At 65.3% G+C, this 23732-nt stretch carries 17 protein-coding genes; 4 read left to right on the forward strand and 13 right to left on the reverse strand.

What is annotated here, in order from left to right:
* Positions 1-10 precede the first annotated feature (10 nt).
* Positions 11-661, reverse strand: coding sequence for a PadR family transcriptional regulator (locus AC6CCG_RS26680; protein ID WP_496657800.1), 651 nt, complete (start codon positions 659-661; stop codon positions 11-13).
* 84 nt (positions 662-745) lie between these two features.
* Between AC6CCG_RS26680 and AC6CCG_RS26685 the strand changes: the two genes are divergently transcribed.
* Entirely contained in the window at positions 746-2119 is a 1374-nt protein-coding gene (locus tag AC6CCG_RS26685) for an FAD-binding oxidoreductase (protein ID WP_496657801.1), read from the forward strand.
* A gap of 11 nt (positions 2120-2130) precedes the next feature.
* On the opposite strand, the gene AC6CCG_RS26690 is transcribed toward AC6CCG_RS26685, so the two are convergent.
* Both AC6CCG_RS26690 and AC6CCG_RS26695 read right to left on the reverse strand, forming a co-directional pair.
* Positions 2131-3579 (reverse strand): sulfatase family protein, encoded by a 1449-nt coding sequence (locus AC6CCG_RS26690; RefSeq protein WP_496657802.1) that lies wholly within the window; start codon positions 3577-3579, stop codon positions 2131-2133.
* A 4-nt stretch (positions 3580-3583) separates the two neighbouring features.
* Complete coding sequence (locus tag AC6CCG_RS26695) at positions 3584-4903, reverse strand: MFS transporter (RefSeq protein ID WP_496657803.1); 1320 nt, start codon at positions 4901-4903, stop codon at positions 3584-3586.
* Positions 4904-5036: 133 nt separating this feature from the next.
* On the opposite strand from AC6CCG_RS26695, the gene AC6CCG_RS26700 reads away from it, so the two are divergent.
* Together AC6CCG_RS26700 and glnA are read left to right on the forward strand one after the other, a co-directional pair.
* Positions 5037-6005: a sugar-binding transcriptional regulator gene (locus AC6CCG_RS26700; RefSeq protein ID WP_496657804.1), complete on the forward strand. Its 969-nt coding sequence runs from the start codon at positions 5037-5039 to the stop codon at positions 6003-6005.
* 198 nt (positions 6006-6203) lie between these two features.
* Complete coding sequence (glnA, locus tag AC6CCG_RS26705; RefSeq protein WP_496657805.1) at positions 6204-7625, forward strand: type I glutamate--ammonia ligase; 1422 nt, start codon at positions 6204-6206, stop codon at positions 7623-7625.
* A 200-nt stretch (positions 7626-7825) separates the two neighbouring features.
* On the opposite strand, the gene AC6CCG_RS26710 is transcribed toward glnA, so the two are convergent.
* From AC6CCG_RS26710 to AC6CCG_RS26720, 3 genes are all read right to left on the reverse strand, one after another.
* Positions 7826-8575: an SDR family oxidoreductase gene (locus AC6CCG_RS26710; RefSeq protein WP_496657806.1), complete on the reverse strand. Its 750-nt coding sequence runs from the start codon at positions 8573-8575 to the stop codon at positions 7826-7828.
* A 762-nt stretch (positions 8576-9337) separates the two neighbouring features.
* Positions 9338-11962, reverse strand: coding sequence for an alpha/beta fold hydrolase (locus tag AC6CCG_RS26715; RefSeq protein ID WP_496657963.1), 2625 nt, complete (start codon positions 11960-11962; stop codon positions 9338-9340).
* A 641-nt stretch (positions 11963-12603) separates the two neighbouring features.
* On the reverse strand, positions 12604-13344 hold the full coding sequence (locus tag AC6CCG_RS26720) for a hypothetical protein (protein ID WP_496657807.1): 741 nt from the start codon (positions 13342-13344) through the stop codon (positions 12604-12606).
* Between the two features lie 448 nt (positions 13345-13792).
* Between AC6CCG_RS26720 and AC6CCG_RS26725 the strand changes: the two genes are divergently transcribed.
* Positions 13793-15124: a peptidoglycan DD-metalloendopeptidase family protein gene (locus tag AC6CCG_RS26725; protein WP_496657808.1), complete on the forward strand. Its 1332-nt coding sequence runs from the start codon at positions 13793-13795 to the stop codon at positions 15122-15124.
* Positions 15125-15343: 219 nt separating this feature from the next.
* Here the strand turns inward: AC6CCG_RS26725 and AC6CCG_RS26730 are convergent, their stop codons facing one another.
* The 7 genes from AC6CCG_RS26730 to AC6CCG_RS26760 all read right to left on the reverse strand — a co-directional run bounded on the left by AC6CCG_RS26730 (position 15344) and on the right by AC6CCG_RS26760 (position 23417).
* Positions 15344-15943 (reverse strand): hypothetical protein, encoded by a 600-nt coding sequence (locus AC6CCG_RS26730; RefSeq protein WP_496657809.1) that lies wholly within the window; start codon positions 15941-15943, stop codon positions 15344-15346.
* 158 nt (positions 15944-16101) lie between these two features.
* Positions 16102-16902, reverse strand: a complete 801-nt coding sequence (locus tag AC6CCG_RS26735) for a hypothetical protein (protein ID WP_496657810.1) — start codon at positions 16900-16902, stop codon at positions 16102-16104.
* 119 nt (positions 16903-17021) lie between these two features.
* A complete protein-coding gene (locus tag AC6CCG_RS26740) occupies positions 17022-18803 on the reverse strand; it encodes a hypothetical protein (protein WP_496657811.1) in 1782 nt (593 codons plus the stop codon).
* A 498-nt stretch (positions 18804-19301) separates the two neighbouring features.
* Positions 19302-20036: a class E sortase gene (locus AC6CCG_RS26745; RefSeq protein WP_496657812.1), complete on the reverse strand. Its 735-nt coding sequence runs from the start codon at positions 20034-20036 to the stop codon at positions 19302-19304.
* Positions 20024-21523 carry a phytoene desaturase family protein gene (locus AC6CCG_RS26750; protein ID WP_496657813.1) on the reverse strand — a complete coding sequence of 500 codons (1500 nt, stop codon included), beginning with the start codon at positions 21521-21523 and terminating at the stop codon, positions 20024-20026. Before AC6CCG_RS26750 ends, AC6CCG_RS26745 begins: the two co-directional genes overlap by 13 nt.
* Positions 21523-22704, reverse strand: a complete 1182-nt coding sequence (locus AC6CCG_RS26755) for an HTTM domain-containing protein (RefSeq protein ID WP_496657814.1) — start codon at positions 22702-22704, stop codon at positions 21523-21525. The genes AC6CCG_RS26750 and AC6CCG_RS26755 overlap by 1 nt, the downstream gene beginning before the upstream one ends.
* A complete protein-coding gene (locus AC6CCG_RS26760; RefSeq protein WP_496657815.1) occupies positions 22701-23417 on the reverse strand; it encodes a DUF5819 family protein in 717 nt (238 codons plus the stop codon). Before AC6CCG_RS26760 ends, AC6CCG_RS26755 begins: the two co-directional genes overlap by 4 nt.
* Positions 23418-23732 lie beyond the last annotated feature (315 nt).

The following is a 23732-nucleotide window of genomic DNA, read 5'->3' on the forward strand; positions in this document are numbered from 1 at the left end:
ATTTGAATGCTTACGCCTTCCGCTTCGCCAGCTCCTCCCGGTACCGCCGCGCCTGCTCGACCATCTCCCAGCCCGCATCGTCCTCGGGCGGCTGCCAGGGGTCACCGGTCTCACCGGAGAACCAGAGGAACCCGTTCTGCACCATGTCGGCGAACTCGGTCACCCAGCTGAGCTCCGCCTCGACCACCGTGTGATTGAGGGTCAGGGCATGCCGGACATGGCTCGGCACGTTCATGTTGCCGATCTTGGACCGCAGATCGTCCCGGTAGCGGGTCACCGCCTCGATCCGGCCCCGCATCGCCGCGACCACGTCCTTGCGCGGCAGCAGCGGAGCGAACGACATGCCCACCTGGAACATCACCTGGTTCAGTCCCGCCGAGCCGTCCAGCGCCCGCCGGACCAGGACCGGGAACTCGTCGACGCCGGTCGGTGACAGCTCGTAGACGGCCACCGCGCGGTCCGCCTCGGTGAGCTCGTGCCGGGTCAGCATTCCCTGCTTGGACAGGGAATTGAGCATCGAGTAGATCGAGCCCGGCCGCACCTCGGCCCAGTCCTCGACCGCCCACGAACCCAGCTCCCGGAGCACCTGGTAGCCGTTGACCGGCTGGAACAACGAGACGACGCCGAGGACGAGCATCCGGGTCACCGCGGCACTCGCCATGCGGCGGATTCTAGTGAAGGCGGGCCGTGCCGCTGGGCGGACCAGGTCTCGGTGCGCCGGGGACGGACGACGTACCGTGAAACCATGCCCGAGTCGCCGTTGCAGGAACTGGTCGCCGCATTGCCGCCCGGCGTCGTGACCACGGAGGCGGCGACGATCGAGAACTACCGCCACGACTGGTCCCGCGATCCGTCCGCCGGTACGCCGATCGCGGTGGTCCGGGCGACCGACGCCGGCCAGGTGCAGGCGGCCGTGACGTGGGCGGCGGCGCACAAGGTCCCGATCGTCCCGCGCGGCGCCGGTAGTGGGCTGTCCGGCGGATCCTCGGCGGTCGACGGCGGCATCGTGCTCAGCCTGGAGCGGATGCGCAAGATCGAGATCGACACCGACAGCCGGGTCGCGGTGGTGGAGCCGGGCCTGCTCAACGCCGAGGTCAAGGCGGCCGCGGCGGAGCACGGGCTGTGGTACCCGCCCGACCCGTCCTCGTACGAGATCTGCTCGATCGGCGGCAACATCGCCACCAACGCCGGGGGTCTCTGCTGCGTGAAGTACGGCGTCACCACCGACTACGTCCTCGGGCTCGACCTGGTCCTGGCCGACGGCACCGCGATCACGCTCGGCGGCAAGCGGGTCAAGGACTCGGCCGGCCTGTCGCTGCTCAAGCTGTTCGTCGGCAGCGAGGGGACGCTCGGCATCGTCACCCGCGCGACCCTCCGGCTGATCCCGGCCCAGCCGCCGCGCTCGACCATCGTCGGCACCTTCCCGACCGTGGTCGCGGCCGCCGAGGCCGTCGTCGACATCGGCCGCTCGCTCCGCCCCTCGATGCTGGAGCTGATGGACCAGACCTCGATCAACGCGGTCGAGGACTATCGGCCGATGGGGCTGGACCGCGACGCCGCCGCGATGCTGATCGCCCAGTCCGACGCCCCCGAGGGCGCCCGGGAGGCGGAGATCGCGATCATCGAGCAGGCCTTCACCAAGGCTGCGGCGATGGACGTCTTCCTGACCCACGACGCCGACGAGGGCGAACTGTTCGTCGCCGGTCGGCGGGCCTGCTTCGATGCCCTGGACGCCCGCGGCGCCCTGCTGCTCGAGGACGTCGGCGTGCCCGTCCCGGTGCTGCCGAAGCTGGTCGAGGGCATCGGCGAGATCGCCGCCAAGCACCAGGTCGAGATCCCGGTCGTGGCGCACGCCGGCGACGGCAACACCCACCCGAACGTCGTCTACAACGCCGCCGAGGAAGGGGCCCGGGACCGTGCCCTGATCGCGTTCTACGAAGTGATGGCGCTGGCGATCGAGCTCGGCGGGACGATCACCGGCGAGCACGGCGTCGGCCGCGCCAAGAGCCCGGCGCTGCCGGATCAGCTTGGCCCCGACGTGATGGCCCTGACCCGCAAGATCAAGAACGCCCTCGACCCGGACAACATCCTCAACCCGGGCGCGATCCTCGGCCCCTGAGCCGCCGGCCGTCAGCGGTGGTCGCGCCAGAAATCCACCGTGTGCAAGGCACTCCGGGCCCGCCAGCGATTGATCACATCGGCCAGCCGGGCCTTCGCACGGCCCGCCTCGGAGTCGACCGGCGCCTCCCAGAGGGTACGGAGCTCGTCCGGATCCGCGGCCAGGTCGAAGAGCTGGCCCTGGTCCGAGTCGACGAACTCGACGTACTTCCAGCGGTCGTCGCGGACCATGGTCATCAGCTCGGTGCCGGTCAAGATCATGTCCCGGGCGTGCTCGGAGAAGACGTGCTCCCGACCGTCCCACGGCTCGCCGCGCAGGGCCGGCAGCAGCGACCGCGCCTCCATCCAGTGCGGCACCTCGAGGCCGGCCAGCTCCAGCACGGTCGGTCCGAGGTCCATCATCGCGGTCAGCGCGTCGATCCGCTGCCCTGCCGCGACGCCCGGACCCCAGACGATCGCCGGCACCCGGACGCTCGCCTCGTACATGGTCCACTTCTGGCTGTGGCCATGATCACCGAGGCAGTCGCCGTGGTCGGAGGTGAAGATGATCACCGTGTCGTCCAGGACGCCACGATCCTCCAGCGCGTCCATGATCAACCCGAGTTGCTCGTCGATCTGGGTCACGTTGGCCAGGTAGTGCCGGCGCTGCCGGAGTGACTGCTCCTCGGTCGGGTCGGCCAGGTGCACCACCGAGTCATGATCGTTCTCCTGGTGGTGCCGGCGCAACTCCTTCAGCGCCTCCGGTTGTTGATCAAGGTCGACGTCGTCGCGGACCGGCAGCGGCACGTCCCGGTCGCGGTACGCGTCGAGGTGCCGGTCGACCGGGTCGTAGGGCGGGTGCGGGCCGGGAAACCCGATCTGCAGGAAGAACGGCTCGGTGCCGGGGTAGGTCTCCAGCCACCACCGGGCGTGACCGGCGACGAAGTTGTCCGAGTGCAGGTCGTCCGGCAGCTCCCATTCGAAGGCGCCCAGCCGTTCGGCGTAGTCGGGCTTGGTCCGGTGCACCTCGCGGGTCGGCTTGGTCAGCCCGTGGGTCCACAACGCCTTGTCCCACTGATCATGGTAGTAGGGCACGTTCGGGTGGAACCGATCCTTGTTCTCGACCACGGTACGTTCGTGGAAGCCGAGCGGCGTCTCCCACGGATGGGTGTGCATCTTGCCCACGTTGACGCACCGGTAGCCGCTGTCGGCCAGCCGCTCGACCCACGAGTGCCGCCACACCTCCTCGTTCCGCAGCACGCCGAACGAGTGCGGGTAGAGCCCGGTGAACAGGCTGGACCGGGACGGCGCGCAGGACGGTGCGCTGACATAGGTCCGGGTGAAGCAGGTGCCCTCCCGTACCAGACGATCAAGGTTCGGGGTGTCGACATGATCATGACCGAGCGCGTTGATCGTGTCGAACCGCTGCTGGTCGGTGATGATGAAGACGACATTCGGCCGGGTCGGGCCAGGTCGGGTCACGTGATCAGTTCCCTTCTTCGGTCAACGAACCGCGATAGGTCTCGCGGGAGAGCAGGATGCAGACCAGGCTGATCACACAGACCGCGGCGAGGTAGATCGCCACCGGCCAGTAGGACTGGCTGAAGGCCGCCGCCAGCGCGGCCGCGATCAGCGGGGTCGGGCCGCCTCCGATCAGGGCCGACGCCTGGTACGCGACGCCGATGCCGGTGTAGCGGGTGTGCGTGCTGAACATCTCGGCGAACAGGGTGCCCTGGATCGCGAACATGCAGCCGGTGCCGATCGCGAGCATGATCACGATCGCCAGCCAGGCCAGCACCGGGTTGCCCGACTCGAGTGCCGGGAAGTAGCCGAAGCCGACCACGCCGCAGACGACGATCCCGAACGCGTAGACCGGCCGCCGCCCGATCCGGTCCGACAGCGCGCCGATCAGCGGGATGACGGCGATCTCCACCGCGGCGGCGATCACGAAGCCGGTCAGCATGAACTGTTTGTCCATGCCCAGATGCGCGGTGGCGAAGGCGATCCCGAAGACGTTGATCACGTTGTACGTCACCGCGTCGGCGAGCCGGGCCCCGACGGCCAGGATCACGTTCTTCGGATGGTGCCGCAGCAGGGCCAGCAGCGGCATCCGCCGGGTCGGCTCGGCATCGGTGCTGAACACCTCGGTCTCCGGCAGCGCCCGTCGGATGTAGAGCGCGACGAACAGGAACAACCCACTGAGCAGGAAGGGGATCCGCCAGCCCCAGGACAGCAGTTGATCTTCGGGGAGCAGCTGGATCAGGGCGAAGATGCCGGTCGCGGCGAGCAGTCCGGCCGGCGTGCCGAGCTGGTGCACGCTGCCCATCACGCCACGGCGGCCGGTCGGTGCGTTCTCCAGCGCGACCAGGGCACCGCCGCCGAACTCGCCGCCGATGCCGAGCCCCTGGACCAGCCGCAGCAGCACCAGCAGGATCGGCGCCAGCACGCCGATCGTCCCGTACGTCGGCAACAGCCCGATCAGGAACGTACAGCCGCCCATGATCGCGACGGTGATCAACAACATCCGCCGGCGGCCGATCCGGTCACCGAAGTGGCCGAACACGACGGCGCCGACCGGCCGCATCACGAACCCGGCCGCGAACGCGCCGAAGGACTCGATCAGGCCCGCGGTCGGCGAGGCGCCCGGGAAGAAGATGCGCGGAAAGATCAGCCCGGCGGCGATCCCGAACAGGTTGAAGTCGTACCACTCGAGGAACGAGCCGGACACCGCAGCGGTCAGGGCCTTCCTGGTCCGCACGGCAGCCGGGAGCCGCCGGCCGGCGCTGGTGCTGGTGTCGGACATCATCGTCTCCGAACTCTCATATGAGCGATACTTACTCTCAGATGTGCACGAGGTTAGGCAGAGTGCGAGCGGACCGTCAAGGCCTCGCTCCCCGTACGCCAGACTGTGGACTCGAAGCGAAGGCAGGTGAGAACCGGTGGTGACGGCGAAGGGCCCGGGCGGTGCGCCCGCTGACGGGGCGGACGAGACCGCGCTGATGCTGACCATCGCCCGGCGCTACTACCGCGAGGACCAGTCCAAGGTCGACATCGCCCGCGAGCTCGGGCTGAGCCGGTTCCAGGTCGCGCGGCTGCTCCAGGAAGCCCGGCGGACCGGCCTGGTCAGGATCGAGATCGGCTCGCCCGGCCATGTCGACGAGGAGTTGTCGACCCGGGTCGCGGACCGCTGGGGCCTGTCCCGCGTCATCGTCGTCGAGGCCCATCCGAGCTCGCCCCAGGCGACGTTCGACTTCATCGGGGCCGCCGTCGCCGCCGAACTGGAGCGGCTGATCGCCGAGGACGCCGTGATCGGACTCGCCTGGAGCCGGGCCGCGCCGGCGATGGCGCGCGGGCTGCGGCGGCTGCCGCCGTGCACCGTGGTCCAGCTGTCCGGGGCGATCTACCCGCCGGGCGGACTGCCCGGCTCGGTCGAGGTGACCCGGGAGGTCGCGGCGGCGGCCGGCGGCACCGCGCACATCCTCTATGCCCCGCTGGTCGTCCCGGACGCCGAGACCGCGGACGGCCTGCGCCGACAGCCCGAGATCGCCGCCGCTCTCGGTCGCGGCGACCGGCTGGACGTGGCGGTGCTGTCCGTCGGGGCCTGGCGATCCGGCTCCTCCGCCGTGTACGACCTGCTGCCCGCAGCCGACCGGGAGGCGCTGCGCGATCACGGGGCCGTGGGCGAGGTCAGCGGCCGGGTCCTCGACACCGACGGCTGCCCGGTGATCACCGAGTTGGACCGCCGGATCGTCGGCGCCACCCTTGATCAACTCCGGGCCGCCGAGGTCCGGCTGACCACCGGCAGCGGCGCCGAACGCCGGGACGCGATCGTCGCGGCGATCCGGGCCGGCCTGGTCAGCACCCTGGTCATCGACGACGCCCTCGCTCACGTACTCAGCGAGGACTGATCACGATCCGACCCGCGGTGGCCGGCGACACTCCCGGCTGTTACATCCGTGAAACAATCGCGCAACTGGACGGAAATTCCGGATGTCTAGCCTCGGTGAGCACCGAGCGAGAACTCACCGGCCGCTCGTCCAGCCCTGGTCGATGGTCGGCGCCCGCCGGGCTCCGACCATCCGCCGACAACTCTCACCGGAGGACAGATGTTCCAAGGAGCCGACGACCTGTTGGCCTATGTCAAGAATGAGGGCATCGAGATCATCGATGTCCGATTCACCGACCTGCCCGGCATCCAGCAGCACTTCACCGTGCCGGCCGGTTCCTTCGGCCCGGAGGTGTTCACCGAGGGCCTGGCCTTCGACGGTTCCTCGATCCGCGGCTTCCAGAAGATCCACGAGTCGGACATGTCCCTGCTGCCGGACCCGACCACGGCCTTCGTCGACCCGTTCCGCGAGGCCAAGACGCTGGCGCTGAACTTCTTCGTGCACGACCCGCTGACCAAGGAGCCGTACAGCCGGGACCCGCGCAACATCGCCCGCAAGGCCGAGGCGTACCTCGCCTCCACCGGGATCGGCGACACCGCGTTCTTCGCTCCGGAGGCCGAGTTCTACGTCTTCGACGACGTCCGGTTCGAGACCAAGCAGAACTCCGGCTACTACTCGATCGACTCCGAGGCCGGCGCCTGGAACACCGGCCGGATCGAGGACGGCGGCAACCGCGGCTACAAGGTGCGGTACAAGGGCGGCTACTTCCCTGTCGCGCCGATCGACCACTTCTCCGATCTCCGTGACGTGATCACCAAGCACCTCGAGGCGTCCGGGCTGGTCGTCGAGCGGGCCCACCACGAGGTCGGCACCGCCGGCCAGGCAGAGATCAACTTCAAGTTCGACACGCTGCTCACCACGGCCGACAACCTGCTGAAGTTCAAGTACATCGTCAAGAACACCGCGTGGGCCGCCGGCAAGACCGCGACCTTCATGCCGAAGCCGATCTTCGGTGACAACGGCTCCGGCATGCACGTGCACTCGTCGGTCTGGAACGGTGGCGAGCCGCTGTTCTACGACGAGACCGGGTACGGCGGTCTGTCCGACATCGCCCGCTGGTACATCGGTGGCATCCTGACCCACGCCCCGGCCCTGCTCGCGTTCACCAACCCGAGCGCGAACTCGTACCACCGCCTGGTGCCCGGCTTCGAGGCCCCGGTCAACCTGGTCTACAGCCAGCGCAACCGGTCCGCCGCGATGCGAATCCCGATCACCGGTTCCAACCCGAAGGCGAAGCGCGTCGAGTTCCGCTGCCCGGACCCGTCGTCGAACCCGTACCTGGCCTTCTCGGCCCTGCTGCTGGCCGGCATCGACGGCATCCAGAACAAGACCGAGCCGCCGGCGCCGATCGACAAGGACCTCTACGAGCTGCCGCCCGAGGAGCACGCCTCCGTGCCCCAGGTCCCGACCGACCTGGCCTCGGTGCTGGACGCCCTGGAAGCGGACAACGAGTTCCTGCAGGCCGGCGACGTCTTCACCTCCGACCTGATCGAGACCTGGATCGAGCTGAAGCGGGCCGAGATCGACGCCATCCGGCTGCGCCCGCACCCGCACGAGTTCGAGTTGTACTACGACGTCTGATCGGTGGGCGGCCTAGCGACGCCCAAGATCAACCGGAACGGCGGTTGGCCGGAGCCCTGCCTCGCAGCGGGCTCACGGTCAACCGCCGTTCCGCTTGTCGCGGGCCGGTTGATCGATGTCGATCCTTCGTTGGCCGAGGACCTGGGCTGCTCCGATCCCGCCACAACGGTTCGGGCCGCCGGCCCCGAGCTCTCGGAGCGTCAGCGGGTGGTGTAGCCGCCGTTGGCGAAGATCGTCTGGCCGGTGATCCACCAGCCGTCGGTGGCCAGGAACTTCACGATCGGGGCGATGTCTTCGATCTTGGTCAACTGCCCGCCCATCGCCTGGGACTTGTGGAACTCGACCCGTTCCGGCGTCTCCTGACCGTAGAAGAACGGCGTGTCCATCGGACCCGGGGCCACAGCGGTGACCGAGATGCCGCGGTGGGCGAACTCCTTGGCGGCGGCGCGGGTGAAGTGCTCGACCGGCGACTTGCCGCCCGCGTAGGTGGAGTAGCCGTCTGTGAACGCGGCCAGCAGCGAGGTGACGATCGTGATCACCTTGCCTCCGTCGGCGACCCGCCGGCCGGCCTCCTTGATGAAGAAGTAGGCGGCCTTGGCATTGATGTCGAACATCGCGTCGTACTCGGCCTCGGTGGTGTCGACGATCGGCTTCCGGAGCACCTTGCCGACCGTGTTGACGGCGATGTCGACCGGGCCGAGCGCCGCCTCCGCCTCGGCGAAGAGGCGCTCGACGTTCTCCGGCCGGGTCAGATCGCCACTGAGGATGACACCCTTCCGGCCGGCTGCCTCGACGGCGGCCAAGGTCGCGTCCGCAACCGGGCGCGTGGCCTCGGAGTTGTAGTGGATGGCGACATCGGCGCCGGCGCCGGCCGCCTGCCGACTGATCAGCCCGCCCAGGTTTTTGGCGCCGGCGGCGACGAGCACGGTCTTGTCCTGAAGAGGGGTCATGCTGCTGCTCCTGTTCGTAGGTTCTTCGAGTGCGGGTCGCCACCCGACAACGGCACCGGAGTAGCCCAGCTGTCCACGCGGGCGAGCCGGTCATCCGCGGCGAGAAACGCCTCGTCCTTGTGCTCACCAAGCCGTGGCAACGGAGCCACTGACTGCCTGCGACGTAGGATCGCCAGCCGGAGTCGCCGACCCTCCGAGGGGACCAGCCCCCGGGGTTGGGGTGGGGGCTTAGGGGCTGGCCCCCGGGGGAAGGCCCGATCCAACCGATGGTGACAAGAAGCAGGGGAACCTCACCATAGGCCGGATTCGGGCGGTGGCGTCGCTCAGCGCCACCCGGCTCGGGAATACCCGAGCGCGTTCGTTCTGGAATTTCGTCGTTCGACTCTCTCAAGTCCACCACCTTCGCAGAGCCAGTGGTGTGGAGACTTGGATTCAGCGTGATTCCAGCCGCTATTCAATTCGATAGGGACACGAATCGGTGGCAGTGGCTCCCCCAGGTGGCCACTGTCACCGATTCGTGCATCTTGAGCGTTCGTTCTTGGTCCGAACGCTCATGGTTCTCAGTAGATCATCACGCCGGTTTCGGCAGCGTAAAGAATTTCTATTCGGGCCATGGGGGGTGAAATGCGTGACAAGTGCCGGCCGCGAGATCTGAATCCCATCGCCGCTCCTTCTCGGCCGCTGGGGTTCGGCTTGGTGGCGTCCCGCCGCCGGCGGGACNTCCTCCCCGTCCCCCCCCCCCCCCCCCCCCCCCCACCAGGGTCAGTGTCGACGGGCGATAGCCATGGCAGCGGCGCCGATTCCCACCGCTGCGATACCTAGGAGTGCGAACAGCGGTGAGATCCCTCCGGTATTCGGCAGCGTCGTCGTCATCGTCGGTGAATCGGTATGGCCGTCTCGACCGCCACCGGATTCATCCCTTGGAGCGCCGGCCTGTCGTTCTCGCGGATCCGCTGAGTTTCCGTCGGCAGTAGCTGACTCGCCACCGTCCGATTGCCCACTCTGACCCCTGTTGGGCAGCTCACCGTTGTCGTCAGCGTCGGAGTCACCTTCGGGGTTCCCCGAGGTGCGAGAGGAGTCTTCCGGCTGGCGCTTCCGCTTGTCGGTGTCCTCCTTGTCGGTGTCCTCCTTGCCGGTGTCCTCCTTGCCGGTGTCCTCCTTGCCGGTGTCCTCCTTGCCGGTGTCCTCCTTGCCGGTGTCCTCCTTGCCGGTGTCCTCCTTGCCCGTGTCCTCCTTGCCCGTGTCCTCCTTGCCCGTGTCCTCCTTGCCCGTGTCCTCCTTGCCCGTGTCAGTGCCGGCTTCCTGGTCCGCGGCTGGCACGATCCGAACGGGAGCTGTGGCGTCCTCGAGCACTTCGGTGATGTCTTCGATGCCCCGAATCCGAACTGTGTAGGTGCCGCTGGGGAAGGACTCCGGGACGGCGATGGTGCCGGTCAGCGTGCCGGAGTCGTTCGCACGGGGATCCTCGGAGGAGAACAGCCGGGGACGCCCGGCGTCATCGACGAGCTCAACCCGGTAAAGCCCTCCGCGGGTGAGGCCGGACCCGTCGACGGACAGATTCTCGCCCGCACTGATGGAGTCAGGTCCGGCGATCTTGGGCTGGGGCCGCCATCGCGTGTCCACCCGACATTGGTCGCTGATCATCTTCTTCGAGTAGATGTCCTTCGTGGGCACGCCCGCCTTACCCGGGGTGGGATACACCTTGAGCGTGCGGAAGTAGTTCGTCGTCAACTGGTCGACGCACTCGATGCCAGACATGTAGGAGCCATGCGAGTTCGACGCGACCGAAATCAACGTTGCCCCGGACGCCTTTGCGGCGATCACTCCTCCAGAATACGGTGTCGCGTTGTCATAGGTTCCGGCGATGGCCAAAATATTCGTCAACGCCTTGATCGGATGGTTCTTGGCCAACGGTTCACGCGCACTGATATCACTGTCGGGACAATACCGGAGAGCCGACATCTCATTTTCTCGGTCTGCGCAGAACCGGATCACCATCAGCTTTGCCGTTCCATTGTCACGGTAGCTTCCATCTGCGGCCCGATCGTAGTAGCGGTCAGCCAAACGGAGGATCTCCGCAGGATCCTTTCCATGCTTGACTGCATCGAGCCCCGCATTGAGTGCAGGCCACAAGGACTCGCTGTATTCGGCCATCGTCCGAGCATTCCGAATCTCTCCGAACCCAGAATCACCGGTGAACACCCAACGCTTAATTTCAGAGCTCCAGATCGGATCCTTCGCAATGGAAGCAATCCTCTCGAACTCAGCCTCTGCCAGATCGGCGTCGTCACCGAGTGCGCAAGGGACCTTTCTGCCCTCGAACTCGAAACCATCGTTCTCTACGCACTTGGCAGCCAACTGCTGGAAGACCTCTTCACTCTCTTCCTCGTCGTTCTTGGTGAAGTCCCCATACCGAGCCGCTTCCTCCGGGTTGTTCTTGAACGGGTTGGTGATGGCATCGATGACCATGGTACGAATTCGTTCAGGAAAGCGCTGAGCAAAGGCATACCCGATGGTGGTCCCGTAGGAGTAGCCGAGGTAGTTGAGCCGCTCATCACCGACAGCACTGCGGAAGACGTCAAGGTCCCTGACGACGTTGTTCGTGCCCACGTTGCGGAGGAACTCGGCGGAGTCGATCCCCTCGAATCCGCGCGCCGTGTCCCGGACACAGTTCCTCATGTTCGTTTCGGGTTGTTGAGCGGTTTCACGAAGGAAGTCGAAATAGGCGCTGGATATGCACTGGATCGAAGGAGCAGACGACCCCACGCCCCGCGGGTCGAAGCCGATCACGTCGTAGTCGTTGAGCAGCCCGAGTTCGTAGAGACGTTCCTCGCTGCCCCAGACCATTCCCATGCCCGATCCTCCCGGACCGCCCGGATTGACAAAGATCGTGCCTTTCTTCGGCTGATCGCCAACGCTCAGCCGCGTCAACGCGACCGCCACGGTCGGACCGCCCGGCTTGTCATAGTCCATGGGCACGATCCCGTAGCCACAGGAATAGCGCTTCTGTGACAATTTCTGAACGAGCTCAGGGCTCATTCCGATCCGGAATTGCGTGCACGATCCCCATTCGATCTTCTGTTCGTAGAACGGACGCAGAGCCTCGTCCACCGCTGGCCCGGTGACCGATCCGCCCGGAGTCGGGCGGCCGATCTTGAACTTGTCCCTCTCCCCCGTGCCGAACTTGTCGTAGATGCTTCGCGGCGTGATATCGGCGATCGGATCAGAGGTGTCGGCGATCTCCTGATTGTTACGGTCCGGGAAGTCCCGTTCTGGCGCGGCCTCCGCGGAGGTTCGTGAATCGGCCGATCGGTTCGGTGGGCCCTCGTCCTTCGGTTTCGCAGCAGCGGTCGTTGGCCACAGGACCGACGTGATGGTGATGAGCATGATCACGATCACCCCGATGGCGCGCGGGGTACGTCCAGTACCGATTCCGCCCATGACGATGATTCCTCCTCTAGAATCGGCAAGCGCGCTCCGTAGGACCGGCACTTGTGCCGGTGCGTCCCGAAGCCGATTTGGCACGATTTGTGTATCGCGGGTCGCAGCCCGCTCGTCAGGTCGGCACACCCTTCAGGTGCGCGTCTCCGCGGACGGTACCAATCTCCGAGTGTGGTGATCGTAAAGAAAATGACGCAGCGTGAGCGGATGCCTACAGTGTTTGAGTGCCTGGCTCGGCGAAGCGCACCGCGGCGGAATTTCGTTGGGCGTCGCGCCAATTCGGCGCCGTTGAGCGCTGGGCCGAGCCCTCCCAGAGCCGGTGATGGCGACGCCCAGTTCCGCCGGCAGTCCAGACGCCGCCGCGAGTCACGCCATTTCCGGGTCGATGGAGAAGTGAGGGGGTCGGCCGACTGCGGGGGAGCTGCCCCGACCCCCTCTACACAGCAGGCTCAGCCGAGCTGCGTAATCGCATTCCGAGCCCATTCTCCAACGCCGGAATGCAATGCTCCAGTAGTATCCAAGGGCACACAGGAGACCCAAATTCGACTACCTATCCGATACAGAATGAATACCTAGGCAGTCCGGCGTCATTCACGGCGCCCACCGCACGCTCCGCTTCCTGTCTCCTTGGACGCCTCGGAGGAAGGGAGCCGACTCCAATCAACGTGATAGAGGTCGATTCCGAAGTCGCTGAGCGCAAGAGTGTAGGCCCGCCGGCCGTCGACGAAGCGAATCCTTCGGACGTGGGATTCGTCCAGCCAGACCTCAGCCCGGAGCTGGTTCAACGTCTCGAAGCGATCCTGCGCAGGGCTTGGCATGCCGTCCGGGGCGGCGGCCGATGCATCAGCCAGATTGATCGTCGCACTGAAGTGGCGAAGGGCCGGCAGCTCTTGCACGTCTGGTTCACCAGCGGCCGTGACGCCGCCGAGCAGATCCATCAACCATAGGGGCGACCCCACGTGGGCTGAATCCGGGGAAATTGTGTCCAACGGCTGCCCGCATCGTCCCATCCACTCCTGTCCGCAGGCCTGGAGCTGAGCGTAGGTGCCGAAGTCCACCATCGATCTGCGCCGGGAAAGATCGAGCACGCCGTCGCCCTCCATATGCCGAAAGTCGAGGCCGCGCGCGATCAGTCGCAACAGCGTCTTGCCGAGCGCTTTTCCAACGAGCAGGACGCCCCGCGCCAGGACCGGCCGGATGCCGTCCTGGTCTTGGCTCACGGGTCGGTTCGGGAGCGACCAGTCAGTATCGACCGTGTAGACGATGCGGGCCGTCCCTGCGTTGACGGTGCGTTCCAGGGCGGCACGGATGTGATCGGAGTTCGGCATGTACGTACTCCTTCGGCCTGAGACCTGTTGCCTCGCCTTGGCGACCACGGGCAAGGTTGCCGGCATCTCTGAGATACCCAGTTGACCGTGCGTGCTGTAACCGGAGCGTATGGATTGTCGCCACAGTACCTAGGTATTCACGGAAGTTCGGTTGGGCTATGTGCCCTTGATGCCGTCAGGGTGGTTGCTGACGTTTCCTTCGAAAATCTGTGATTGGGGGAAAGCTGTGGTTCCGGATCTTCCCTACGCCCGCAAGGGCGTTCCGGGCGACAGCGAAGCACCGAAGAGTGATGGTCGCTTCGCCCGGCCGAAGCAGGTGTCCGCCGCGGGCGGCGCCGGTCGAGTCGCCTCTCGGCGACGTGAGAACGTCCCGGTCCGTTCGCGGAGCGGGGCGGGGGTTCCAGGGGGTCGTCCCCCTTGCCGGTCACGGTCGCCGCTGGTTCGTCGTGTGCGGGCGTGGCTGGTGATCGTGGTGGCGACCGCTGTCGTGGTCGCGTTGCCGGGTGGTCTGGCGACCGCTGATGATCTTGATGACCAGAAGGCCAAGATCGAGGCGCAGTTGAAGCAGACCAAGCAGCAGCTCAACGAGTCCAGCCAGCAGTTGCAGCAGGCGGTGGCGGCGGTGGAGCAGGCGCAGGCTGCGGTGGAGGCGGCGCAGGCGAAGTTGGCCCGGACGCAGGCGGAGTTGGCCGAGGCCAAGCGGGTCGATGAGCGGATGGCGGCGAAGCTGAAGGAGTCGCAGGCGGCGTTGAAGGCGGCGAAGGCTGCGGTGGAGGCCGGTCAGTTGAAGTTGGACCGCAAGGAGGCGCAGGCGACCGCGGTGGTGCGTCAGCAGGTTCAGCAGCAGACGAATCTGTTGCCGATCGCGTTGTTGGTGGAGAGCACGTCGCTGGCGGACTTGCAGACCCGGGTGCAGTGGTCGCACACGATGATCGAGACGTCGAATGCCCAGATCTTGGAGTTGACCGAGGCCCAGCGTGCGTTGAACGCGGCGCGGGCGAAGCAGACCGATATCGAGAAGCAGGACCAGGCCAATCGCCAGGCTGCGGCGGCGAACCTGGTGCTGAAGCGGGAGTTGGAGGCCAAGGCCCAGTCGGAGGCCGACGAGGTCGCCTCGCTGCTGGATGCGAAGCAGGCCGCCGAGGCTGCCGCGTCCGATCAGCTGGCCGCGGACAAGCAGCAGTACCAGGAGCAGGTCAACGAGCGGGAGAGCGTGGAGAAGCGGATCGCGGAACGGATCGCCCGCGAGAAGGCCGAAGTCGCCCGCAAGGCCGCCGCCGCACGGGAGAAGACCGAGCGGGCGAACCGCAGCTCCGAATCCGGCGACGAGGCCAGGCCGAAGAAGCAGGCCAGGAAGAAGAAGAGGTCGTCCAACTCGTCGGCTTCGCACGGCTTCGACTTCCCGGTCGACGCGCCGATCACCTCGCCGTACGGGATGCGGTTCCACCCGGTGCTGCGCTACTGGAAGCTGCACGACGGGACCGACTTCGGAGCCGGCTGCGGCACCGCCATCCGCGCCCCGTACAAGGGCCGCGTCGAGGAGCGCTACTCCACGTCCGACTACGGCAATCGGCTGATCATCGACCACGGCAAGGTCGACGGCCGCTACGTCACCACCGCCTACAACCACGCCATCCGCTACACCGTCGGCGTCGGCGAGCGAGTCGAACAGGGCGAGGTGATCGGCTACGTCGGCACCACCGGCTACTCGACCGGCTGCCACCTCCACCTGATGGTCTGGCTGGACGGTGACATGAAGAACCCGATGACCTGGTTCTGACCATCAGCGGGTCGTTGACCCCAAGCCCTGGTTCGGATGCCTTAGCCGAAGGCGGTGCTGCACTACCGCCACAACCGCGCTTCCATGATTCCGCGGATAGCAGTCAATGGCGCCCGAAGGGGACTCACGAAGACCTCCAGCCACGCGGGGGGGAAGGCGTCGCCATCCGTCCGAACTGGAGGTCTTCGCTCATCGTCTCGCGATTGCGCGCCGCATTTCCTACGGTTGCAGGACATCCTTGGGCGCCGGAAACTTCACTTCCAGCGGCTCATTGTGCTTCGAGAGCCGAAGGTTCGTTTTCACACCGCCTACGTCGCTCCGAAGTTCCACGAGCCGAGAATCCGACCGATTGAAGGCCAGACGAACCTCGTTCGCCGTTCCGGAGTTTGCAACCAACGTGATCTTCGCCGAATCCGACTCGGCCGGCACGATTGCGACATCTTGCTCCTCGATCTTCGCGGCAGCCTGGATGATTCGCTGCACCGAATAGCGTTCTGCGAGCCCATTTCCCTCGGTCACGTTGAAGACGACGTACTTGCCCCGCGCCTTCGCGGCCCCGTCCGCCGTATAGCCGGAACTTGTCCAGAACTTCTCGGGTGCCATCAGCCAGGTAAAACCTTTTGCTCGCACGATCTTCAGAGACATGACCGGCACCGCATTGGATTTGACATCGATCGAACCGCGGAAGGCGCCAGACTTCAGATCAATGTCGAACTTCCAATCCTGGTCCACACCGGATGCCTTGACGGTCACGGTCACGTGGGCTGTCCGGAGAGACTTGATCTTGCCCTTGCCCTTCGCGAAGACCTTCGCCGCCACGGAGTCCGTCGATCTCGACGGCGCGGGTGAGGCAACCGTTGGCGTCGAACTCGGCGACCCTGTGGGAGGATCGGACGGCGCCGAGCACCCCACGAGAAGGGTGAGGAACATAAGAGGAATGGCCACGACTGCAGGGCGCCGCAACGGGTAGCTGGCCACTACTTCTTCTTCTTCGGCAGTCCCGGCGCCAGCTTCAACTTGCATTCAGAGGCTACCTTTTCTCGGACCGAACCGAACGCCTTATCACTGGCCTCCAACGCCTCGGCAAGAAGGACTACGCTGTCGGTAGTTTCGCTCTGCCGCCCAGTGCTGTCGTAGAAGTCCAGGAGTACTTGATACTTTCCGGCGAGATTGATCCACGTCTTCTTCTCAGTTCCACGGGAGTAGCTGGCGAGCTTCTTGACGGAGTCACGGATTGTTGCCAGCCGGTAATAGAGCGCACGCCGGTTCTGCTCTTCCGTGAGCGAGCCGGTCTCCTTGCCGAGAGTGAGTAGCCGTTTGAACACGTCGCAATAGCTGGTCCCCTTGGCGGGATTCGTACCCTTTTCTTCCTTGGTCAGTTCCTTCTCCGGAACACTCCGCCGGCGGTCCGACGGATCCGCAGGAGACTTCGAAGGTCGTGGATCCGCCTTCTTCTCCTCCTCGGGCTCCCTGGTGGAACGATCGGTCGGCTTCGAGTCCTTCGGCTGCGTGGTCCGAGACGGCTTGGTCTCATGTGGCTTGGTCGTCGAGCTGCCTTCGGGGCTCGGCTTCGCCTGAGTCGGCGCCGGCGACTTGCTCGGTGATGGCGACTTGCTCGGTGATGGCGACTTGCTCGGTGAAGCCGGTGCCACCGTCCGGGTCGCCTCAGTCTCACCGGCTGCCGGATCGGGCGCAGCTGACTGCGTCGTCCCGCACGCTCCCAGTACGAGTGCCATCGCCACTGCAGCGGCGCCGATCACTCCAAATTTCCTGCTCAACGTTCGCTCCTCATCGTTCCTGCCTCTTAAGGGATAAACCCCGGTGGGCCGGCCTGAACGTTGGCCGACCCACCGGGTGGCTCATCTACAACGAGCCCGTTCTTTGAACCCGACTCTTGCTACCGAGTCCGCTGACGGTGGCGACGCACCAGGCCGGCCGTGACAACTCCGGCGCCGGCCAGGGCCACGCCCGCCGCACCGGCGATCTGCAGCAGGCCGATGTCAGCGCCGGTGTTCGGAAGGTTGACATCGCCGTTCGAAGAGGTCACGAGCTCATTACCCCTCGAATCGGACGTCGCATCCTTCGAATTCGACGCCGCGTCAGCCTTCTGATCGGCGTCGGCGGCGGCGTCCGAGGATGCCGACGACGACGCATCAGCCGTCGCCGCAGCCTCCGCCGCAGCAGCAGCATCGGCATCAGCAGCAGCCGAAGCCTCAGCATTCGCATCATCCGAAGCATCCGCCTTCGCCGCCGCCTCAGCCGCAGCAGCCGCCGACGCATTCGCCTCCGACGACACATCCGCCGAAGCCTTCGACGACGCATCCGGCGTCGCCGCAGCATCAGCAGCAGCCGACGCATCCACATCAGCAGCAGCCGAAGCAGCCGACTCCGCCTCCGGCGACGCCGCAGCCTCCGCAGCAGCCTCAGCCGCCGCATTACTGTCATCATCAGCCTTCGCCGAAGCAGCAGCCGACGCAGCAGCATTCGCATTCACACCAGCATCAGCATCAGCCTTCTGATCAGCATCAGCCTTCTGATCAGCATCAGCCTTCTGATCAGCATCAGCCTTCTGATCAGCATCAGCATTGGCGGATTCGTCATTCTCTTCGTCGCAGTTCGGGCCTCCGTTCAGACCGCCACTGCTCATCGTGGCCTCGAGATCTGCCCGTTCGACACCGAATTCAACGCTTGCGGCCGATCCCAAGGAAATACCGGTAAAGGGGATCTTGACATTAATCAGGCTGAGGTCAAGATTGAGGCCGTTCATGGACGCCGTGGCCCTCGTACCGTCCGCCTCCGGTACATCGTTTGTGGTGCCACCATAGGTCAGTTGGCCATCGGCGATGATGCTGAGGACCTCACCGATGCCCTCGCCGACAAAGATGTCGCTCAGTTCGAGACTCAGGCCGGGATCGAGCTTGAGATTCTGGCCGAATGCACGGATAAGCATCGTCGGCATCTTCGACTGTTCAACCTTTGCGCCACCCGGCCGGCCGTTGGCGCGCACTGTAACCGTGCCCGCTTCGCCGACGGCGTCTCCGCCCCATGAAATCGCGACCGTGTCGTTCAGAACGCTGATATCGGCGAAGTTCCATGACGCCGTTGCTTCAACGGCCAGAGCGTCAGGACAGGTTGCCGTTGCCGCCGGTACGAGTTTCACCTCACTGGAGTTCTGACCCAGGTTTGCCTTGAGCGCAGGGAAGATGCGGTTGACTCCCGGAATATAGTCGACGAGCGGCAGAGAAGGGATCAGCGTCAGAGCGCCGGTATTCTGCTCGGCCTTGGCCAGCGTCCCACCCTTGGACAACACCTCCTTGGTCCAATGGGACTCCGCACTACCATTGAGTCCCTGCAATCTGCCTAGCGGACCGGCATTCAAATCGCCCCATTTCTGATCCTGGCTTGCGTTCGGGATCCTGGTGGTCGAGCGGGCCTCGGCCTTCACGATATTGATCGGGAGCCCGATTGCACCAACTCCAACCGGAGCGGCACGCGCATACACTCGGGACTCAGGGTCCTGGGCAACGTCGGGAGGCACCGCATACTCACCAGGTCCGGTTCCGGCGTAATCCGCCAGGCCGGCCGAATTCGCCACGACGACACTCTCGGCGACATTGGCGCGTAGGTTGATGAGGTTGAGGACTGCCCCTGCCGACGCGAACGCTCCATAGTTGCGCACGGCTCCACTGAACGAAGCCGCATCGTCACTCAGGTCAGCCGCATTTGCCGGCGCTACGGAGCCCCCGAAAGCACCCACCGATACCAATCCGGCTGCTGCAGCGATCGAAGTCAGCGACCGAAGAATCGAGCGGCGTCGGTTCCTGACCCTGCCCAACCCTGCGATCCGCTTAGTCGACGAATCCTTCCGGCGCCCTGGTGGCCCGGAGGCTCGACTCGACTGTGATTCCATATACTTTCCTCTTCGTGTTAATGGTCAACACCTGACTCTGCGAGAGCCGAGGATTCACATTCCCCGACTCACAGACCTGTCAATATTTCGACAATCGCATCAGCTTCCCCTCTGTGCGGTATCGGTACAGCGGCACTCGCACCGACACCCGTCGATTCAGGTTGAAGCTATATTTCGCAGTTCTTGAACCAAAATCACGGAAAGGACTATTTACCTAGGCATACGTCCGCCATTACCTAGGTCAACGTCAGGCCAGACGTTCCTCGATCATTTGGCGACCTCGGAAATCAGTTTCGCGAACCCGACAGACCGGTCCGGTGAGCGAAAGAGATCCTCGCAGGTGATCAGGCTCAACAGCTTTTCGGTCGGCGGCTTCCCTGGATCTCGCGGGTTCGGATCGACAACCCACGTTTCGGTGTCTGCGACCGTGCGTTCACTCGGGGCTGCATAGATCCGGTAGGTGAAGATACGGTCGACCGTTTCGACCAGCACTTCGTCCCCCGGCTTGAGTTCGAGGAGCCGGCTGAATGGCTCGCCATGCGTGATGCGGTGACCGGCGACCGCGAAATTGCCGACCTCGCCCGGCAGAGCGGACTTCGGGAAGTGCCCGATGCCCTTGGCCAGGGTGTCGGAATCCACTCCGGAACGGATGGGAACGTCGATCAGCCCGATCCGCGGAATCCGCATCAGCGCGAACGCGCTTCCCTCAGTCAGCTTCTCCACACCCGATTCAGCGGAGTCCTTCTTCTTCGTCTGACGTGGAGGGTTCTCCCATTTCCGGCGAAGTTCCGACTTTCCCTCTTCGTACGCCTGCTGTGCCTCAATGTTGGTCCCGACGAACTGGTAACCGATCCAGCCCGCCCATACGAGACCAGTCACCAGAAGCAGGACGCCGAGGACGGTGAGAACGGACGGCCCCCGCCGTGGCGATCTTCCGGAGAGCGACCGTCGGCCTTCCCTCCGCTTTGGCCTGGCGCGCGAGTACCGGTTCACGATGACCACCGGGAGCCTGAGGGCGACGTTCGCGGCTTCAGAGGCGGGATGCGGTCGTCACGGTAGATGTTCCGAAGCACCGACGATGCCGCGTGAAATCCGCCCATGCCGTGCACCCCCGGACCGGGCGTCGCGGCGGATGAGCACAAGAACAGTGAGGTGTCAGCGACTCGCCACGGGTCCGCCGACAGCACCGGCCGGGCGGCCAGCTGCCAAGGAGTCAATGCTCCCGAGTAGATGTCGCCGCCGACGTAGTTCTCGTTCTTCGCTTCGAGCTCGCCCGGGCCGGTGCCCCGAGACCGCACGATGAGGTCTCGGAATCCTGGCGCGTACCGTTCGATCTCGTCCCGGATCCAGGGACCAGCCCCGTGGCCGGGGTCTCCCTTGGGCAGATGCGCGTAGGCCCACACGACCGTACGACCTCGCGCGCTTCGCGTCGGATCGTAGGTCGTCGGCTGACTCAGGATGATGAAGGGATGGAGGGGCCGCCGGCCGTGATGGACCTCATGGAGCCGCACCCCGACCTCGCTGCGGCTTTGACCGAGATGGACCGTTCCGGCTTCGTGAACCGGGGCGTCGCTCCAGGGAATAGGGCCCTCGAGGACCAGATCCAGCTTGAAGACCGGCGGTCCGGGTACCTGCCGACCGGCCATCCAGCTGTAGCGGTCCGGAATCTCTCGACCACCGATTCTCAGCATCGCCCGTGTCGACGTGTCGAACACCGTTGCGTCGGCCGGCGGCAGATCGTCGAGATCGGACACGCGGAAACCGGTCGTGATCTCGCCGCCGTATGACTCGAGATCCGCAACCATTGCAGCGACGATCCGGCCCGAGCCGCCGACCGGGATCGGCCATCCGAAGCCGTGGCCGTAGGTGGCCAGCACCAATCCCGTGACGGCCGCGCTGGCGCTGGAAAGAGGCTGCGCCGAGTGCGCCGATACACCGCTCAAGAGATCCGCCGCTGCACCTCGCAGATACCCGGCACGCTCGAGGGCAACGCTCGACGCCAGACGGAGCGCTTGGACAGGCGTCCGGAGAGCCAGCCGCGGGTCGCCCATCGCCATGTCGGCAAGGACCTGACCCTCATCGACCAGCGGCTGGAACACCCGTTTCCACCTCAGCCCGGACCGGCCGAGCTCGCTGGCCGTCCGCTCCAGGTCGCGGTACGCCACGCATGCCGCCGAGCCAAGCCTGGCCTGAGCGAAGGACGCCTCCGGAATCACGAACGCGACCCGTTCCGTGAGCCCGAACCGACGAAAGAACTCGGAGGCGAAGGCCGAAGGATGAACTGCCGAGCACACGTCGTGTGATGTGCCGGGTTCGATCAGCTCCTCGGTCCTGGCTCCACCGCCCGGCGTGTCCTCGGCCTCGAAGACCCGGACCGAGATCCCTGCCCGGGCGAGCACCACGGCCGCGGCCAGGCCGTTGGGACCCGCCCCGATGACATTGACGTGTCCGCTCAGTCCCCGCCGCTGAAGTGTGAGCCTGCCGCGCATCAGACGCCGACCTTGGTGGGCGCCGTAGGACGAGCCATCTTCCTGCCTGATGCAGCCGTACGTCGGCCAGCCGCGACCGGCCCCACGGAACTCGACTCATCCAGGTCCGCACCGCTGCGCCGATCGACCTGGATGCCCCGCCGGAAGAGTTCACCGGTGGCCCGCCATGTCACGTCGCGGATGAAGATCGTGTCGATCGCGATCATCGCCAAGGAGAACCACGGGAGGCCCATCAGAACAGCGATGCCGATATGAAACCCCGTAATACCCGCCAGCACGATGATCCTGCTGACACGATGGAGCAGCGCGACCGGAAAGATCATCTGGAGAATGATCGTGGACCAGCAGATCGCGGCCACCAGTGGCGCCGACGCCAGCACGAGGTCACTGAGTTCGGGCCACACGCCGAACCGGATCGTCTTCAGCGGACTGTAGATGGCATAGCCGCTTCGCCACGGTTCGCCACCGGCCTTGAACAGCGCACCGGATGCATAGACGAAACACACGTGACAGGCGATGGACACGAGGGCGAGATTGTGAACCGTCGCACTCACCCAGTCGGGGACAATGGTGCGCAGTCCCCCGAAATTGAGCCGGCTGTTCGGACGCTGCGTCCGGAGCCAGGCGTCGACCGACCAGCGTGCGGACGTGTCGGTGAAGATCAGGGTGAGCAGCACGATGCGATACATGTTGTCGCCCTGGTCGCCGACTGCGTCGTTGAGCTCAATGAAACTCACCCAGCCGACGAAGTACACCGGGATGACGATCCGGGACTTGAACCCGACGATCACGAGGACCGCCAGCATGCCCAGCACGACGTACAGCAGAGTGAAGACGACATCGTTGAAGGCCACGGTGCGGAACAGGCTGAAGATCCAGATCTTCGGAAAACTACTGAGCGGATCGACGCCTTCGCCGTTCCAGGCCGAACCGGAGCCGGCGAAGTAGTATCGGGTGGAGAAATTCGTCAGGAGCAGACCGATTCCGGTGACCCCGAGCACGACACGGCCGACCGCCAGTCCATAAAGGGCGTGCTTGCCGTCGGTCAACCAGCTGTAGGAGAACGAGACGATTCTCCCCACCGTGTCACGTACGACCTCCCAGATGCCGCCGATCCACGTACCGATCGCGTATCTCAGGCGACCGAACACCGTCGTCTTTCCCTCGGATGATCGCTTCACTGGCCCGACTCCAACACCGCTCGTCGGAAGGTTTCCCGAAACCTCTCCCGCGATTGTCCTGGTTCCTCGATCGTGCCGCGCCAGCCGGTCGGGACGATTTGCACTGCCGGCGGCTTGACGCCCGGCACGTTGCGATCCTCGAATGGGATGACGTTCTGTCTCGTGACCCGGAACTGAACGGCCCGCACACCGTCGCCCCACATGGCATAGGCGACCTGAGTCGCGTAGGCGGTGGCGACGTGGTCAGCCTTCGCATAACGAGCCGCAATGGTCTGGGGACGGTTCGCCTTGACTCCTAAATCCCTTTTGAACCGAGACTCCCAGTCAGCACCGCGAAAGAATCCCACCGCTGCCGTCTTCTTCTGTCCCTCGGAAAGCTTCTCCCATTCCTGCTTGACGTCCGAGGCGACTTGCGACGCCATGATGGAGGCTCTGGCCGGGAACAGATGGCGCTGCAACATCGAGAGCTCGGCTCGAGTCGCGTCGACCCACTCGGTGTTGCGTGACTCGCCCGCAGTCTCGACGCTGGCCCGGACTTCCAGCCGGTGATCGCCGTTGATCGGCACGGGAGCGAACACGCTCCAACTCTGGCCGAACATCGGCAGCATGTAGCTGGAAAGCAGATTTCCGGGCACTATGCTGCGAATCGCCGACGGTGGTGCGATCCACAGGAACGTGGCGAAGATGTGCCATGCCGTGAACGCGGCCAGCATGCCCACGATCGTCGGCTTGATCCACCGTGTTCGCCGCCCAACTCGGCCATGCAAACGCGACCCTCTTGCGTCCTTCACTGAATACTCCCACCCAAGCGTCGAACGTTACGGCGTTCGAGGCTCCTTGATCTGATTCCTCGCGTTGATCTGATTCCTCGCGCGGCCAAGGTCAGCGTGGCGATCGCCGGGGACGCCGGGGTCCGAATAACGAGAATTCTTTCGCATCCTAAATCGCCATCACCCAACGGCCCAGCGTGCAACGTTTCCCATTACCTACGCACTTCTGGAATTGCCTACGCACCCCTGCAATGACCT

The organism is Microlunatus sp. YIM B11417, assembly GCF_059617205.1.

What these genes read in the sequence shown, in the direction of transcription:
- AC6CCG_RS26720 (WP_496657807.1), bottom strand. Translation starts at nt 13,344, where the DNA reads ATGCCGAACTCCGATCACATCCGTGCCGCCCTGGAACGCACCGTCAAC.
- AC6CCG_RS26710 (WP_496657806.1), bottom strand. Translation starts at nt 8,575, where the DNA reads ATGACCCCTCTTCAGGACAAGACCGTGCTCGTCGCCGCCGGCGCCAAA.
- AC6CCG_RS26715 (WP_496657963.1), bottom strand. Translation starts at nt 11,962, where the DNA reads ATGCTCATCACCATCACGTCGGTCCTGTGGCCAACGACCGCTGCTGCG.
- AC6CCG_RS26760 (WP_496657815.1), bottom strand. Translation starts at nt 23,417, where the DNA reads ATGCTGGCCGCGTTCACGGCATGGCACATCTTCGCCACGTTCCTGTGG.
- AC6CCG_RS26750 (WP_496657813.1), bottom strand. Translation starts at nt 21,523, where the DNA reads ATGCGCGGCAGGCTCACACTTCAGCGGCGGGGACTGAGCGGACACGTC.
- AC6CCG_RS26680 (WP_496657800.1), bottom strand. Translation starts at nt 661, where the DNA reads ATGGCGAGTGCCGCGGTGACCCGGATGCTCGTCCTCGGCGTCGTCTCG.
- AC6CCG_RS26695 (WP_496657803.1), bottom strand. Translation starts at nt 4,903, where the DNA reads ATGATGTCCGACACCAGCACCAGCGCCGGCCGGCGGCTCCCGGCTGCC.
- glnA (WP_496657805.1), top strand. Translation starts at nt 6,204, where the DNA reads ATGTTCCAAGGAGCCGACGACCTGTTGGCCTATGTCAAGAATGAGGGC.
- AC6CCG_RS26685 (WP_496657801.1), top strand. Translation starts at nt 746, where the DNA reads ATGCCCGAGTCGCCGTTGCAGGAACTGGTCGCCGCATTGCCGCCCGGC.